The organism is Cellulosimicrobium sp. NPDC057127, from assembly GCF_042670945.1.
Lineage (GTDB): Bacteria > Actinomycetota > Actinomycetes > Actinomycetales > Cellulomonadaceae > Cellulosimicrobium.
On the sequence record NZ_JBHUUP010000004.1, the window covers coordinates 137354 to 153077 of the forward strand.

The 15724-nt window shown below is 74.4% G+C and carries 15 protein-coding genes; 6 read left to right on the top strand and 9 right to left on the bottom strand.

Going from position 1 to position 15724, the window contains the following annotated elements:
• Window positions 1-24 precede the first annotated feature (24 nt).
• Window positions 25-3768, bottom strand: coding sequence for a TM0106 family RecB-like putative nuclease (locus ACFTZA_RS05635; RefSeq protein ID WP_378191691.1), 3744 nt, complete (start codon window positions 3766-3768; stop codon window positions 25-27).
• A gap of 313 nt (window positions 3769-4081) precedes the next feature.
• Here ACFTZA_RS05635 and ACFTZA_RS05640 point away from each other — a divergent pair, with 313 nt between their 5' ends.
• Both ACFTZA_RS05640 and ACFTZA_RS05645 read left to right on the top strand, forming a co-directional pair.
• On the top strand, window positions 4082-4696 hold the full coding sequence (locus ACFTZA_RS05640; protein WP_378191693.1) for a hypothetical protein: 615 nt from the start codon (window positions 4082-4084) through the stop codon (window positions 4694-4696).
• A 134-nt stretch (window positions 4697-4830) separates the two neighbouring features.
• Window positions 4831-5037: a hypothetical protein gene (locus ACFTZA_RS05645; protein ID WP_378191695.1), complete on the top strand. Its 207-nt coding sequence runs from the start codon at window positions 4831-4833 to the stop codon at window positions 5035-5037.
• 15 nt (window positions 5038-5052) lie between these two features.
• Here ACFTZA_RS05645 and ACFTZA_RS05650 read toward each other — a convergent pair whose 3' ends face one another.
• The 7 genes from ACFTZA_RS05650 to ACFTZA_RS05680 form a co-directional block, all read right to left on the bottom strand.
• A complete protein-coding gene (locus tag ACFTZA_RS05650) occupies window positions 5053-5817 on the bottom strand; it encodes an amino acid ABC transporter ATP-binding protein (protein ID WP_378191920.1) in 765 nt (254 codons plus the stop codon).
• Between the two features lie 26 nt (window positions 5818-5843).
• Complete coding sequence (locus tag ACFTZA_RS05655; RefSeq protein WP_378191697.1) at window positions 5844-6833, bottom strand: amino acid ABC transporter permease; 990 nt, start codon at window positions 6831-6833, stop codon at window positions 5844-5846.
• Window positions 6834-6873: 40 nt separating this feature from the next.
• A complete protein-coding gene (locus ACFTZA_RS05660) occupies window positions 6874-7824 on the bottom strand; it encodes an ABC transporter substrate-binding protein (protein WP_378191699.1) in 951 nt (316 codons plus the stop codon).
• Between the two features lie 224 nt (window positions 7825-8048).
• Window positions 8049-8222 carry a methionine/alanine import family NSS transporter small subunit gene (locus ACFTZA_RS05665; RefSeq protein ID WP_378191700.1) on the bottom strand — a complete coding sequence of 58 codons (174 nt, stop codon included), beginning with the start codon at window positions 8220-8222 and terminating at the stop codon, window positions 8049-8051.
• Window positions 8219-9817 carry a sodium-dependent transporter gene (locus ACFTZA_RS05670; protein WP_378191702.1) on the bottom strand — a complete coding sequence of 533 codons (1599 nt, stop codon included), beginning with the start codon at window positions 9815-9817 and terminating at the stop codon, window positions 8219-8221. The genes ACFTZA_RS05665 and ACFTZA_RS05670 overlap by 4 nt, the downstream gene beginning before the upstream one ends.
• A 115-nt stretch (window positions 9818-9932) precedes the next feature.
• The gene (locus tag ACFTZA_RS05675) at window positions 9933-11246 is read right to left on the bottom strand and encodes an FAD-binding protein (RefSeq protein ID WP_378191704.1); all 1314 of its coding nucleotides are present in this window, start codon (window positions 11244-11246) and stop codon (window positions 9933-9935) included.
• Between the two features lie 43 nt (window positions 11247-11289).
• Window positions 11290-11979 carry a DUF2993 domain-containing protein gene (locus ACFTZA_RS05680; RefSeq protein WP_378191706.1) on the bottom strand — a complete coding sequence of 230 codons (690 nt, stop codon included), beginning with the start codon at window positions 11977-11979 and terminating at the stop codon, window positions 11290-11292.
• 35 nt (window positions 11980-12014) lie between these two features.
• Here ACFTZA_RS05680 and ACFTZA_RS05685 point away from each other — a divergent pair, with 35 nt between their 5' ends.
• The 4 genes from ACFTZA_RS05685 (at window position 12015) to ACFTZA_RS05700 (ending at window position 15459) form a co-directional block, all read left to right on the top strand.
• Window positions 12015-12800 carry an LLM class F420-dependent oxidoreductase gene (locus tag ACFTZA_RS05685; RefSeq protein ID WP_378191708.1) on the top strand — a complete coding sequence of 262 codons (786 nt, stop codon included), beginning with the start codon at window positions 12015-12017 and terminating at the stop codon, window positions 12798-12800.
• Between the two features lie 69 nt (window positions 12801-12869).
• Complete coding sequence (locus tag ACFTZA_RS05690; RefSeq protein ID WP_378191710.1) at window positions 12870-14135, top strand: multidrug effflux MFS transporter; 1266 nt, start codon at window positions 12870-12872, stop codon at window positions 14133-14135.
• A gap of 108 nt (window positions 14136-14243) precedes the next feature.
• On the top strand, window positions 14244-14615 hold the full coding sequence (locus ACFTZA_RS05695; protein ID WP_378191712.1) for a glyoxalase superfamily protein: 372 nt from the start codon (window positions 14244-14246) through the stop codon (window positions 14613-14615).
• Between the two features lie 64 nt (window positions 14616-14679).
• On the top strand, window positions 14680-15459 hold the full coding sequence (locus ACFTZA_RS05700) for a uracil-DNA glycosylase (protein WP_378191714.1): 780 nt from the start codon (window positions 14680-14682) through the stop codon (window positions 15457-15459).
• Between the two features lie 92 nt (window positions 15460-15551).
• Here the strand turns inward: ACFTZA_RS05700 and ACFTZA_RS05705 are convergent, their stop codons facing one another.
• Window positions 15552-15716 carry a hypothetical protein gene (locus ACFTZA_RS05705; RefSeq protein WP_378191716.1) on the bottom strand — a complete coding sequence of 55 codons (165 nt, stop codon included), beginning with the start codon at window positions 15714-15716 and terminating at the stop codon, window positions 15552-15554.
• Window positions 15717-15724 lie beyond the last annotated feature (8 nt).

Here is a 15724-nt window from a genome sequence, read left to right on the forward strand (position 1 = left end):
CCTCTGGAACGGTGCCGCCCGCGCTCAGGCCGACGTCGGCGGGGAGCCGAGCCCGAGGAACGCGCCGAGCTCCTCGAGGCTCCGCGGGGTCCCGGGGAGGTGGTCGGTGAGCCCGGGCGAGCGCACCACGACGGCGGTCCACTGCGCGCGCGACACCGCCACGGTGATGCGGTTGCGGGACAGCAGGAACCCGAGCCCCCGGGAGACGTCGTGGCCCGACGACGCGGCGAGCGTCACGACGACGACCGGCGCCTCCTTGCCCTGGAAGCGGTCGACGGTGCCGACCTGCACGTCGGGGTGACCAGCCGCGGAGAGCGCGGACCGCACGGCCCACACGTGGGCGTTGTACGGCGCGACGACGAGGACGTCCGTCTCGCCGAGAGGACGCGGGGTGCCACCCTGCTCGTCGGTCCAGGAACGCCCGAGGAACCGCTCGACCTGCCGGACGACCTCGGCGGCCTCCTCCGTCGACCGGACGGCGTTCCCCGTGTGCTCGACGAGCACCTCCTCGAGGCCGGGGGCCACGCCGTCGAGGTGCCGGGCGGCTGCGACCGGGTGGGCGCCGAGCCGGTCCTCGTAGGAGAGCCGCGACACCGCGGCCGCGAGCCGCGGGTGCATGCGCCGGGAGAGGGACAGGAAGTAGCCGAGCTCGTCGGGGAGCACGCCGTGGTCGTCGGCGAGCCACCCGAGCGCCGAACGGTCGACGGGTTCGGGGTGCTTGCCCTTGCTGACCTGCGGGAGCTGCTGGGGGTCGCCGAGGAGGAGCAGCCGGCTCGCGGCACGTCCCACGGCGACGGTGCTCGCGAGGGAGAACTGGCCGGCTTCGTCGACGACGAGCAGGTCGAACGTGCGCTCCGGGAGCCGCTCGGCGGCGAAGTCCCACGCCGTCCCGCCGACGACCCGCGGTCCGGGCTGCGTCGCGAACGCGGCGAGCGCGGCGCCGTCGAGCTCGGCGCACACGGCGGTGGCCGACGGGCCGTCACCGGCCTGCTTCTTGGCGACGAGGTCGGCGGGGACACCGGCCGCCCCGACGACGGCGCGGAGCATGTTCTCCACCGCGGCGTGCGACTGCGCCACGACGCCGACGCGCCAGCCCTGCCGGACGAGGCGCGCGACGACGTGCGAGCCGACGAACGTCTTGCCGGTGCCGGGCGGTCCTTGCACGGCGACGTACGAGTCGTCGAGCCGTGCGACGGCCGCGGTGATGGCACCCACGACGTCGTCCTCGACCACGGGGGGCAGCCCGTCCCACCGGCCCGGCCCGGCGACCGTCGCGGGTGATCCGGCCGCCGCCCCGTCCAGCCGCGGGGGCCGGCGCAGCAGGACGTCGGTGACCGCGTCGTGCGGCAGCTCGCCCGTGTCGCGCCAGGTGTCCAGGGCGCGGCGCGCGGCCGTCGCGATCGCGGCCTCGAGCGGCTTGGTCCCGGGTCCGGGAGCGGGCGTGAGCGCGAGCGGCAGCCCCTCGAAGGGCTCCGCGCCCCGCGGGAGCTGCTCGCGCACGGTGAGGACGTCGCGCTCGCCGGCGGGCGTCGCCCGGCGTCCGGTGCCGAGGACGGTGCCCCCGGTGAGCCATCCGCGCAGGCCGTCGGCCGACGTCCGGGCGCAGGGAGGCAGCGGCGGGTCGTAGAGGACGTACGGGGTGACGCCGGTGCGCAGGTCCGTCCCCTCGGGCAGCCGTCCGACGAGCTCCAGCCGCCGCGACCACGTCTGCCGCCCGGCCTCGACCTCCCAGGGGGTCACGACGTCCGCCGTCTCCACGAGGAACGCGTTGCGCCGCCCGAGCCACTCGTCGACGGGCAGCGCGAGGCGCGAGTAGTGCTCGTGCCAGAACGGCTTGGCCTCGCGCCGGTGGTACCCGACCGCCGCCCCGTACATCGCGAGCGCCTGGGCCGCTGCGTCCCGCCCGGCCCGCTCCTCCCCCACGGCCTCCCGGATCTCCGCCTCCAGCGCGAGCGCCGCCTCCCGCGCACCCGAGGCGACGTCGCCTGAACCACCCGGGCCGGCCGTCGTCGCACCGGTCCCACCCTCCGACCCCGCACCCGACCCGACCACATCACCGGAACCGGACCCGGAACCGGAACCAGCGGCCCGACGCAACCACTCGAGCAGCCGCAGCGTCGACACGCAGTCGTACCGGTTGTAGTCCGCGATGCCGCGCAGGAGCTCGTCGGCCTCGACGTCACGCCCGGCGTCGCGAAGCGCGGTGTACTCGGCGTACGCGACGACGGACGCGGCGGCGTCCTTCACGTCACCGGCGCGCAGGTCGTCGCCCATGTACAGCGGTTCGAGCTTCTTGATGGATCGCGACCGGTCGGAGACGTGCAGCGCCTGGCGCACGACGGCGTACAGGTCGACGAGCACGCCGTCGCGCAGCAGGTCGTCGACCTCTTCCTCGTACACCCCGTGGCGCGCGGCGATGGACAGCAGGTGCGTCTTCTCGTACGCGGCGTAGTGGTAGACGTGGAGGTCGGGGTGCACGCGGCGCCGCTCGGTGACGTGGTCGACGAACGCGACGAGCGCGTCCCGCTCCGCGGCGAGGTCGTGCGCCCACAGGGCGTGGAACGGCGGGTCCTGCGCGGACCGCTCGGGCCGCTCGACCCAGCCGAAGAGGTAGTCGATGCCGCGGCTGGTGCCGTCGGCGTCGGTCCACAGCGGGTCTCCCTCGAAGTCGAAGAAGAGGTCGCCGGGGCTCGGGGCGGGCAGCGCGTGCACGGGCGCCGGGTCGTCGATGCGCCACGACAGCTCGTGAGGTCCGGCGGCGTCGGCCCAGACGACGGTCCCGTCGACCGGCCCCGTGCCGAGCTGGAGGGCGGCCTGGGCGCGGACGCGCTCGAACGTCGACGTCGGCATCCCCTCGGGCGCCTGCGTCGCGACCGCGAGCTCGTCGATGGTCCGGATGCCACCGGCGTGGAGCCGTGCGCGCTGCGTCTCGTACACCCCGCCGACGAGGAGGACGTCGCGGCGCGCCTCGACCTGCGCACGGCAGTCGTCGCAGCGCCCGCAGGCGCGCACCGCCGGGTCGTCCCACGGGGCGCGACCCTCGCGCGCGAGGTGCTCGCCGGTGAGCCTCAGCAGCCGGTCGCGCCGGTCGCGGTACACCGGGAGCAGATCGGCCAGGCGGTGGGTCGTGCGCGCCCGCGTGCCGAGCACGAGCTCGACCTCCGGGGCCACGGGGACGCCGGCGGCGAGGAGCAGGTCGGCCTGGACGGCGAGCCCCAGGAGCGCGGGGACCTTCGCGCGCCGCGCGAGCCGGGTGCCCGCGACGGCGTACCTTGCCGGACGGTCGTGCCCGGCAGCGCCCTCACGGGCGTCGCGCTCGTCGACCGTGCGGACGAGGAGGTCCGCGCGCCCGTGGAACGTGCCGTCGAAGAGCGTGGCCCCGTGGACGACGTCGGCCCCGCTCTCGAGCGCCCCGAGCGTGCGCGTGTGCGCCGCGACGAGCTCGTCCCAGGCGGCCCCGTGCGGCGGATCCAGCCGCAGCACGCCGCGACCGGTCGCCGGGTCGTACGGACCGAAGCGGTCCACGTGCTGCGCGAGGACCGCCTCCTCGTGGCGCACGCTCAGGCCGGCGACGCGGTCCTGCATCACGTCGGGTGCGCGTTCCTCGCGCGGCGCGCGTCCCAGCCGCTCGTCGAGCCGGCACAGCAGCCGGTACTCGCACTCGGCGGCCACCACGAGGTCGCCTGCGGCGTGCACGAGCAGGGGCGTGGTGACCGGTACCGACGCGTTCGCGGCGCCGCCGACCACGGGCTCGTCGACGAGGAACACGCGCACCTCCACGGTGTCGTCGCCGGGACCGGCGGGCCGGTCGTTCCGGCTCCCTGCCGTTTCTACCAGCGCCCACCCACGAGCGTGGCGTCGCTGCGCGGCGCCGGCCGCCCACGCCGATTGGTCGCCCGAGGCCCCGCTGCTCCATAGTGTTCCCCGTCCGCCACGCCGCCGACGTCCGTCCGAAGGAGCTCTCTTGGCCGTACGGTTCGCCCCTCCGCCCGGATGGCCCGTGCCCCCGGGGTTCACGCCGACGACTGACTGGCACCCGGACCCGTCGTGGCCACCGGCTCCGCCCGGCTGGGTCTTCTGGGTGGACGACGCCGCCGCGCCGGCAGGCGACGACCTGGCGCACCCGGTCGTGAGCTCGACGATGGTGCTCCCGCCCCTCCCTCCCGCCGCGGCCGCCCCGTCGACGACGGCAGGGCTCGGCCCGCTCGCGCTGCCGTCCGTGGACGACGACGTGGACGAACCTGCCGGCAGCGCCCGGCGCTGGCTCGTGCCGTCGGTGGTGGGGCTCGCGGGCGTCGCGGTCGGTCTGCTCGTGGGCATCGGACTGACGCTGTCGGCGCAGGCCGACGCCGAGGAGGCGACCGCCGCGGCGGAGCGCGTCCAGGCGGAGGTCGCGGCCGAGCGCGAGCAGCTCGAGGCCGAGCGCGCCGACCTCGAGGCGCAGCGCGAGCAGGTGGACGCCGCGCAGGCCGGCCTGGCCGAGCGCGAGGCGACGGTGGCGCAGGCCGAGGAGGACCTCGCGACCCGCACCCAGGAGCTCGACGAGCGCGCGGCCGAGCAGGAGCGTCGCGACCAGGACCAGCCGGGCCGGCCGGACGGCGGCGGCCAGGGCGGCGGCGACCAGGGTGAGGACCAGGGCGAGGACCAGGAGGACGACGGCGGCTGGGGCTGGGGCGACTGGGGCGGCTGGGGCTGACCGAGGGAGTCGGCGCGCCCGGTCGACGGCCGGGGACCTGACATCGTCGTCATCACCGTTCGTCCACGGTTACCTCACCGACACGCCACGACCTTCGGGTCGCGGCAGCGGGGTGCGTCGTCGACAGTGGAGGCGTGAGCAGGACGAACGCCGGCACGGCCGAGAGCGACACCCCCATCTACGACGAGCTCGTGACCGAGCACGAGAACCAGCTGCCGCTGGTGCACCTCGGCCGGGCGCTGAGCGGCGAGATGGTGACCGTGGTGCGGCCCACGGGCCTGGACCCGCGGATCGAGCCGTCGACCGACGTCCCCGTCCTGCCGCGCCGCCGCGCCTCCTGAGCGGGGACCTCCTTGCTACAGCACGTGCGCGAGGAAGGCCTTCGTCCGGGCCTCCTGCGGGTCGCCGAGCACCTGCTCGGGCGTGCCGGCCTCGACGATGACGCCCTCGTCCATGAACACCACGGTGTCGGCGACCTCGCGGGCGAAGCCGATCTCGTGCGTGACGACCATCATCGTCATGCCCGAGCGCGCGAGGTCACGCATGACGGCCAGCACCTCGCCGACGAGCTCGGGGTCGAGCGCCGACGTCGGCTCGTCGAAGAGCATGAGCTCGGGGTCCATGGCGAGCGCGCGGGCGATCGCGACGCGCTGCTGCTGACCTCCCGAGAGCTGCGCCGGGTAGTGGTCGGCACGGTCGCCGAGCCCCACCCGGTCGAGCAGCTCGAAGGCGTTCGCCCGCGCCTGCGCCCTGCCGACGCCGCGCACCTGCACGGGCGCCTCCATGACGTTCTCGAGCGCCGTCATGTGCGGGAACAGGTTGAAGCGCTGGAACACCATGCCGATGCGGGAGCGCTGGCGCGCGACGACCCGGGGGTGCAGGCGGTGCAGCCGCGTGCGGCCGTCGCGCTCGACCTCCCGGTAGCCCATGAGCTCGCCGTCGACGCGCACGCGCCCGCCGGTGATCTCCTCGAGCTCGTTGACGCACCGCAGGAGCGTGGACTTCCCCGACCCGGAGGGTCCGAGCACGACGCACACGGACCCGCGCGGCACCTCGAGGTCGACCCCCTTGAGGACGTGCAGGTCGCCGAACATCTTGTGCAGCCCCTGCACCTGCACCATGGGGCGGTCGGTCGCGACCGTGGCGCTCACGGGGTCACCTCCAGGAAGGGGTCGTCCTTGGTCGTGCCCGACGCGGCGATGAGGTCCTGCCGGTTGGGCCTGCGGCGGGCGCTCCGCCCGCCGGGCCCGCGCCCGCGCCGTCGGCCACCGGACTGGTCGCCGAACCCGCGGCCGTAGTACCGCTCCACGTAGTGCTGGCCCACCATGAGGATGCTCGTGATGAGGAGGTACCACAGCGCGGCGACGATGAGCAGCGGGATGGGCAGGAAGGTGCGGTTGCCGATGGCTCCCGTCGCGTACGTGAGGTCGAGGGTGAACGGCACCGCGAGGACGAGCGACGTCGTCTTGAGCATGGAGATCGTCTCGTTGCCCGTCGGCGGCACGATGACGCGCATCGCCTGCGGCAGCACCACGCGCGTGAGGATCTTCGAGTCCTTCATGCCGAGCGCCTTCGCCGCCTCCGTCTGGCCGGTGTCGACCGAGCCGAGCCCGGCGCGCACGATCTCGGCGAGGTAGGCCGCCTCGTTGAGCGCGAGGCCGAGCAGCGCCGCCCAGAACGCCGTGATGACGTCCTGGGTGCGGAACTCGAAGAACTCGGGCCCGAACGGGATGCCGAGGCTGAGCCGGGGGTACAGCACCGCGAGCAGGCCCCAGAACACCAGCTGGGTGTAGATGGGCGTGCCGCGGAAGAACCAGATGTACCCCCAGCTCACCGACCGCATGACCGGGTTGTCCGAGCGCCGCATGACCGCGAGCACCACGGCGAGCACGATCGCGATGACCATGGACCCGAACGTGAGCAGGAGCGTCCAGCCGACGCCGCGGATCACGACGACGTCGCGCAGGTACAGCCACACGACGTCCCAGCGGAAGTTCTCGTTCGTGACGAGGCCGTGCACGGCCATCGCCGCGAGCACGAGCAGGACGACCGCCGAGATCCACCGGCCGGGCCGCGGGACGGGGACCGCGTGGATGCGGTCGGGCACGGGGTCGTCGACGGCGTCACGTCCGGACATGGTCCACCTCGGGTTCGGGCTCGGTTCGGGCAGGACGGCGTCAGCCGACCGAGGGGTTGATCTCCGCGGTGTCGAGCGCGGCGTCCTCGCTGCCCCAGGCGCCGAGGACCTCGGCGAGCGTGCCGTCGTCCATGAGGCCCTGCATCGCGGCGCGGATCGCCTCGGCGAGCTCCGTGTCGTCCTTGGCGACGACGATGCCCTGCGGCGCGGAGTCGAACACCTCGCCGAGCTGCTCGATCTGCCCGCCCGTCTGCTCGACGGCGTAGCCGACGACCGGCGAGTCCGCGTACATGACCTGCGCCTTGCCGCCCACGAGGTTGGTGGTGGCGTCCGCCTGGCTCTCGTACTGCAGGATCTCGATGGGCTCCTCGCCCGCGGCCTCGCACTCGGTGCTCTGCACCGCGATGTCCTCGTCCTGGATCGTGCCGGTCTGCACCGCGACCGTCAGGCCGCACAGGTTCTCCGGGTCGACGTCGTCGGGGTTGCCGGACGCGACGGCGTACGCCGAGCCCGCGTTGAGGAAGGCGATCATGTTCGCCTGCTCCATGCGCTCCTCGGTGATGGTGAACGAGGAGATGCCCGCGTCGTACTTGGTGCCGAGCGCCGGGATGATCGCCGGGAAGTCGGCGGACTGGACCTCGACGTCGAGCCCGAGCGCCGCGCCGACCGCGTGGATGGTGTCGATGTCGAACCCGACGGGCGTCCGCCCGTCCTCGGCGACGAACTCCGCCGGGGCGTACTCGGTGTTCGAGCCGACCGTCAGCGTGCCCGCGGACGCGACGTCCTCGGGCAGGAGGGCGGCGGCCTCCTCGTTCACCTCGACGCTCGAGGGGTCGAAGGTCGGCGCGGCCGAGGACGTCTCCTCGGAGCCGCCGGTCTCCTCGGAGCCGGACTGCTGGGACGCGTCCGTGCACGCGGACAGGACGAGGGCGCTGGTCGCGGTGAGCGCGACGAGGCCTGCGAGGGGGAGCTTGCGCTGGGTCGGACGCATGGGTTCTCCGATCGGGTTGGGCCGGGTGGCGGCAGCGTAGAGCCCGATCGTCTCCGTCGTGTTACGCGGGATGGCGTACGGGGAACAGAGGACCCGGCGGTGCGCAGCACCAGGGGATGAGTGTGCGGGAGGATCGCGTCACCCGCCAAACGCCCAGGTGGTCCGATGCCGAACCGTGATCGGGGCGGCACCGCACGTGGTCGCGGTGCCGCCCTGCTCGCGCGTCAGGTGTCGCGCTCGACGGGCGCCGTGTCGAGGCGGTGGTCGTCCTCGCCGCCGGGCGGGAGGTCCGCGTCGGCGCGTTCGGGCCGCGCCCGCAGCGCCAGCGCGCTCGCGACGAGCCCGCCCCACACCACGACGATCGCCAGGACCAGCAGGATGATCGCGCTCGTGCTCATCGGGTCACCTCCGTGTCGTGGGTGCGCGCCGTCGTCCGGTCCGGCGGGAACGGCGGCCAGGCCGTGAAGGCGTCGGGGCTGCGGTGCCAGCGCAGCGCGGTGAGCACGAGCGCACCGATCACGATCAGCGCCACGGTGCCCCAGCCGAAGAGCGCGAGGTACCAGCCGGGGTAGCCCTCGTAGCCGTCGGCGAGGAGCGTGACGATGCGCGAGACCAGCATGTAGCCGAGCACGACCGGGGCGAGCAGGGCGACGAGCACCTGCCACCACGCGCCGACGCGGAACGTCGAGACGGCGTTGAGGTGGTACTGGAGCTCGGTGCCGCGGCGGCGGACCCACAGCACCAGCACGCACGTGAGGACGGCGGACGCCACGATCCCGATGTTGTTCGCCCACTGGTCGGCGGTGTCGAGGGCGATGAGACCCGTCGTCGTCGAGAAGAGCGCGACGGACACGACGGCGGACACGATGCCCACCCGCAGGGCGGCCTGCCGCGGCGTCCACCCGAACTTCTCCTGGAAGCCGGCGGACACCACCTGGAGGATCGACAGCAGCGACGTGAAGCCCGCCATCGCGAGCGAGAGGAAGAACAGCGCGCCGAAGAACGGCCCGCCGGGCATCTCGGAGACGATCGCGGGGAACGTGACGAACGAGAGGATGGGGCCGGAGATCCCCTCGAGCTCGCCCACGCCCACGCCCTGGCGGCCGGCGAGGAACCCGAGCGTCGCGAACACGCCGATCCCGGCGAGGATCTCGAACGACGAGTTGGAGAACGCCACGACGAGTCCGGGCGAGGTGAGGTTGGCGCGGCGCTTGCGGTACGACGCGTACGTCACCATGATCCCGAACGCGATCGACAGCGAGAAGAAGATCTGGCTGTACGCCGCGATCCACACGTTGGCGTCGCCCAGCGCGGACCAGTCCGGGGTGAACAGCGCGTTGAGCCCGTCGACCGCACCGTCGAGGAACAGCGCCCGCACGACCAGCACGAGGAACGCCGCGACGAGCAGCGGCAGGAACACCATGTTCGCGCGCTGCACGCCCCGGGCGACGCCGGCCGCGAGCACCACGAGCACCACGACCCACACCGCGACGAGCGGCACGAGCACGGACGGGACGACGTCGAGCGAGATCCCCGGGTCGGCGAGCTGCAGGTAGTCGCCCGTGAAGAAGCCCGCCGGGTCGTCACCCCACCGCAGGTCGAACGAGTAGACGAAGAAGCTCAGCGCCCACGCGATGACGGCGGTGTAGTAGACCGCGATGACGAACGAGATCATCACCTGGAACCAGCCCAGGCTCTCGAACGGCCGGGAGATCCTGCGGAACGCCGTGGGCGCGGACCCGCGGAAACGGTGCCCGATCGCGTAGTCCAGGAACAGGATGGGGATGCCCGCGGTCAGGAGCGCGACGAGGTACGGCACGAGGAACGCCCCGCCGCCGTTCTCGTAGGCCACCCCGGGGAACCGCCAGATGTTGCCGAGCCCCACCGCGGAGCCGATGGCGGCGACGATGAACCCGACCTGCCCCGTCCACTGCTCGCGCGGCCGGTGCGCGCCGCGCTCCGCGCCCCGGGACCCGCTCGTCGTGTCTGCCACGCCACCCTCCGTGTACCGTCCGTCGGTCACCCGCGCGTGCGAACGTCACAGCACGTCGACGGGCCTCACCCCGACCGTACCGAGCCGCGGTGACCAGGGCTAGCGGTACGCGAGGTCAGAGCGCCAGGAGCCGCTCGACGAAGCCGCCGCGGAACCGGTGCGCGGGGTCGTACCGCTCCGCGAGCGCGCGGAAGTCGGCGAGACGCGGGTACCGCTCGGCGACCGCGGCGAGCGGCGCCGGATCGGCCGCCGCGACCGCGTGCGAGACCTTGCCCCAGTGCGGGCGTGCGCCGAGGGGCGCGAGCGCGGACTCGAGGTCCGGCAGGAGGCGTGCCACGTCGTCGGGCAACGGCTTCCAGGTGAGGTGGAACCCGACCGTGGGGCCGTCGAACGGGCTGAGCCACAGCGGCTCGGGGTCGGCGGCGACCGTGCGGATCTCCCCCACCTGGAGCAACGGGCCGATGCGCGGGCCGAGCGCGCGCAGCGCCTCGACCGCCGCGAGCGCGTGCCGGCGCGGGACGAGGTACTCCGACTGCAGCTCGTCGCCGTTGCTCGGCGTGAAGTCGAGGCGGAAGTGCGGCAGCCGCTCGTTCCACGGGCCCGGCTCGCCGAGCTGGGCGGTGCAGTGGACGGGGTCGACGCCGGGCAGCGGGTGGCGCTGCTCGCGGGCGGGCGTGGCGCCGAACAGGTCGGCGGGCGGGTCCTCTCCCCGCTCCCCGGGGTCGAGGCGCGTCTTGCGCCAGACCTGCTGCACGCCGTCCGGGCCCCAGTCGGTGAAGAGGCTCACCGAGTACGCGGACGCGGTGAGCTCGTCGAGGTGCGCGGTCACGGCGTCCCAGGGCAGGTCCACGTGCACGTCCTGGCGGACGTCGAACGTCGGCACGGTCTCGAGCTCGAGGCGCGTGACGATCCCCAGTGCTCCCAGCGCGACCACCGCGCCCGCGAGGTCCGTGTCGCCGCGGCGCAGCGTGCGCAGCTCGCCGTCGCCGGTGGCGAGCTCGAGCCCGACGACGGCGCTCGCCAGCGACCCGACGCCGTCGCCCGAGCCGTGCGTCGCCGTGGCGACGGACCCCGCGACGGAGATGTGCGGCAGCGACGCCAGGTTCGCGAGCGCCCGGCCGGCCGCCTGGACGTGCCGCGTGACGTCGCCGTAGCGCAGGCCCGCGGCGACGGACGCGACGCCGGTCGACGGGTCGACCTCGACGGGCGGGCGGCCCTCGTCGTACGCGTCGAGCACGACGTGCGTGCCCGTGGTGTCGGCGACGTCGTCGAACGAGTGCCGCGACCCGAGCGCCTTGACGCGCGGGGCGGTTCGCACGGTCTCGGCGAGCTCGTCGGGCGTCCGCGGGTGCACGACGTCCGTCGCCGCGTAGGTGAGGTTCCCCGCCCAGTTGGTGCTGGTCTGCGTGCTGCCCGGCGTCGTCGTCACGGCGTCCACCCTGCCACGGCGGGCGCTGACGGCGCCGCGGCGCTCACGACGCGACCAGGTTCCCCGCGGCGACGTCCGTGCCGGAGACCCCGACGCGCACGCCGTCGTCGGCGACGGCCACGGACTCCAGCGCGACGCCCTCGGGGAGGTCGAGCGGCACCCGCAGGTCCTCCAGCGCACCGGCGATCCCGGCGGGCAGGTCGTCCACGGACACGACGCCGAGGCCCGTGCGCACGGCCTGGACGTCGACCCCGAGCGTGTCGGGCCCGGCGACGCGCGGCACGACGTCCACGGTGAGGTCGAGGCCGAGCACCGCGAGCCCGACGCCGAGCGCGTCGCCGTCCGTGGTCAGCTCGACGTCGAGACCGGACTGCTCGCGCACGACCTCCTGCAGCGACGACGTGGCGATGACGCCCGACGCCGTCCCGGACGCGACCGTGTACGGCTCCGAGGTGCCGACGCCGTGCGCCTCGACCTGCACGTCGGAGACGGCGTAGCCGCCGAACGACGCGGTGTCGGCGGAGCCGGTCACGTGGTCGAGCTCGCCGCCCGCGAGCTGCGTGAGGAACGGGAACCCGAGGATGTCGATCTGCGCACCGGACACGTCGTCCGCCTGCTGCTCGAACGCCTTCACCGCGCCGTTCTCGGCGGCGCGCACGGTCACGCGGTCCGCGACCACCGCCACGACGACGAGGGCGACCACCGCGACGAGCCATCCGACCAGGCGCTTCATGCGCCCACCCTAGGTCCGCGACGTAGATTGCGGCCATGACCCCTCCGCAGCACCCGTTCCGCATCGGCGTCCAGCTCCAGCCGCAGCACGCCGACTACGCCCAGATCCGCGACGCCGTCCTCCGCGCGGAGGACCTCGGGGTCGACGTGATCTTCAACTGGGACCACTTCTTCCCCCTCACCGGCGACCCGGACGGCAAGCACTTCGAGTGCTGGACCATGCTCGGCGCCTGGGCCGAGCAGACCGAGCGCGTCGAGATCGGCGCGCTCGTCACCTGCAACAGCTACCGCAACCCCGACCTGCTCGCCGACATGGCGCACACCGTCGACCACATCTCGGGCGGCCGGCTGCTCCTCGGCATCGGCGCCGGCTGGTTCGAGCGCGACTACGCCGAGTACGGCTACGACTTCGGCACGGCCGGTTCGCGCATCGCCGACCTGGCCGAGGCGATGCCGCGCATCCGCGCCCGCTGGGCGTCCAAGAACCCCGCCCCGACGCGCGAGATCCCCGTGATGATCGGCGGCGGCGGCGAGAAGAAGACGCTGCGCGTGGTCGCCGAGCACGCCGACGTGTGGCACTCCTTCGGCGACGCGTCGACGCTCGCGCGCAAGAGCGCGATCCTCGACGAGCACGGCGCGGCGGTCGGTCGCCACACGGCGCGGCTCGTCGAGCGGTCGGTCGCGGTGCGGCGGTCGCCGCGCGAGGTCGCGGACGAGCTCGTCGCCGCGGGCGCCACGCTGTTCACCACGGACGCGGACGGCCCCGACTACGACCTCTCCCTCACGCGCGAGTGGGTCGCCTGGCGCGACGCGCAGGGCTGAGGCGTCTCGGCATGCGGTCGGCACACGGCGTCCGGGAACACGCGGCGGCGCGGGAGGGTTGAGGCGCACATGCCCTCCACTCCGCCCGCGCTGCCGCGCGACGGGCGCATCCCCGCCGGTCTCGTCGTCCTCCTGGCCACGCTCACCGCCGTGGGGCCGCTGACGATCGACCTCTACCTCTCGGCGTTCCCGCAGATCGTCGACGAGCTGGGGACCACCGAGTCCCGGGTGCAGCTCACCCTCACCGCGACGCTCGCGGGCCTCGCGCTCGGCCAGCTGCTCGTCGGCTCGGTGTCCGACGCCGTCGGGCGCCGGTCGCCGCTGCTCGTGTCGCTCGCCGTCTACGTCGTGGCGTCGGCGGGCATCGTCGCGGCCGGGTCGGTCGAGCTCCTCACCGCGCTGCGCTTCGTCCAGGGCCTCTCTGGCGCGGCGGGCATGGTGCTGTCGATGGCCATCGTCCGCGACCTCTTCGACGGGTACCGCGTCGGCAAGGTCATCGCGCGGCTGATGCTCGTCGTCGGCGTCGCGCCGATCCTCGCGCCCACGCTCGGTGCCCAGTTCCTGCTCCTCGGCTCGTGGCGCCTGATGTTCGTCGCGCTCGCCGTCGTGGGCGCCGTGCTGTGGGTCGCCGTCGCGCTCCGCCTGCGCGAGTCGCTGCCCGTCGAGCGTCGCCGCACCGGCGGGACGGGTGAGGCGCTGCGCTCGTACGGGAGCCTGCTGCGCGACTGGTCGTTCCTCGGTCTCGCGCTCATCGCCGGCTTCTACATGGCCGCGCTGTTCACGTACGTGTCCGCCTCCACGTTCGTGCTCCAGGAGCAGTTCGGGCTGTCCGCGCAGGAGTACGCGATCCTCTTCGGCGTCGGCGCCGTGTCCGTGACCGCCGGGAGCCAGGTCAACGGCGCGCTCGTGGGTCGGGTGGCCGCGACCTCGATCCTCCAGGCCGCGATCGCCGCCGGGTTCGTGCTCTCGGGCGGCCTGCTGCTCGCCGCGGTCGCCGGCGCACCTCTGCCCGTGCTCGTGACGCTGATCGTCCTGACGCTCGGCACGGCCGGCTTCGTCATGCCGTCCGTCCCGGCGATCGCGCTCGAGCGCAACGCGCACCGGGCCGGGTCCGCGGCGGCGCTCGTCGGGGCGATGCAGTTCGGCGTGGGCGCGGTCATCGCGCCGCTCACCGGCGTGCTCGGCGGGACGCCGTCCGTGACGATGGCGGCCGTTATGTTCGGCGTCGTCGTCGTGGCCGGGGTCCTGCTCCTCACGGTGCGGCCCACGTGGGCGCCGCGGGGCGCCGTCGCGCAGGACGACGCACAGGACGACGCGCTCACCGTCACCGGCTGACCCGGTCGCCGTCCGGCCCGGCGGGCCTGGACGCGCGGACCGGCCCGGCGCACCATGGGGGACGACGGCGCGGTCACCCCGGCCACGCCGCGCGACCGGGAGCGATCCATGGACTTCAAGCTCGAGCTCGTGCCCGTCCCCGTCAGCGACATCGACCGCGCCAAGGCGTTCTACGTCGACCAGGTCGGTTTCCACGCCGACCACGACCACCGCGTGAGCGACACCCTGCGCTTCGTGCAGCTCACCCCGCCCGGCTCCGCGTGCTCGGTGGTGCTCGACCTCGACCTGACCGAGATGCCCGCCGGCTCGCAGCGCGGGCTCCAGGTCGTGGTCGACGACGCCGACGCCGCCCGCGAGCACCTGCTCCGGAACGGCGTCGACGCGACGCCGGTCGAGGAGTTCCCGTGGGGACGGTTCACCACGTTCGCCGACCCCGACGGCAACACCTGGTCGGTCCAGCAGATCGTCCGCCCGGGCTGACGCGCGCCCCTCCTCGGGCTCGCGCCGCCCGGTGCGCGGCCCGCCGGGCGTGCAGGATGGGACGGTGACGCCCGACGACGCCGACTACCCCCGCGCCGTCCGGGACGCCCCGACGCTCGGCGCGCTCGACGACCACCTCGTCGACTGCCGTGCGTGCCCGCGGCTCGTGGCGTGGCGCGAGCAGGTCGGCGTGGTGCGGCGCGCGTCGTTCCGGGAGGACACGTACTGGGCCCGTCCGGTGCCAGGCTTCGGCGACGAGCGCGCCGGGATCCTCGTCGTCGGGCTCGCGCCGGCCGCGCACGGCGCCAACCGCACCGGGCGGATGTTCACCGGGGACCGCAGCGGCGACTTCCTGTTCGCCGCGATGCACCGCACCGGCCTCGCCAACCAGGCGACGTCCGTCCGTGCCGACGACGGCCTGCGCCTCACCGGCATCCGCGTCACCGCGCCCGTGCGGTGCGCTCCGCCCGACAACAAGCCGCTGCCCGAGGAACGGCGCCGCTGCGGCCCGTACCTCGAGCGCGAGGTCGAGCTGCTCGGCGAGACCGTCCGGGTCGCCGTCGTGCTCGGCGGGTTCGGGTGGCAGGCCCTGCTCTCGACCCTCGCCGAGCAGGGCTGGGACGTGCCGCGCCCCCGGCCGCGGTTCGCGCACGGCGCGGAGGTGACGCTGCGCCGTCGGGCGCCCGCTGCCGTCGGCGAGCCCGGCGACCGGACGCTCACCGTCCTGGGCTGCTTCCACGTCAGCCAGCAGAACACCTTCACCGGGCGGCTGACCCCGGCCATGCTCGACGACGTGCTGCTCCGCGCGCGCCACCTCGCCGGCCTCGGCGACCCGGACGCCTGAGCGGCGAGCGCTGCGTCAGCGTCCGAACGCTGCGTCCCTCGACGCAGCGCCCGCGCCGGGACGCAGCGCTCGGCGGCTCAGCGGGCGGCGGCTCAGCGGGCCGCGGTGGTGGGCGACTGGCGGCGCGGCGCGTCCGCCCAGCGGCGGCGCTCGAGCACGCGCGGTCCTACCCGTCCCGCGAGCCGGAGCCGCTCGCGCCGCACGATCACCTCCATGCGTCGCAGATCGCGCTCCAGGGCGGACGATGCTGCTGCCATGCTGCTCT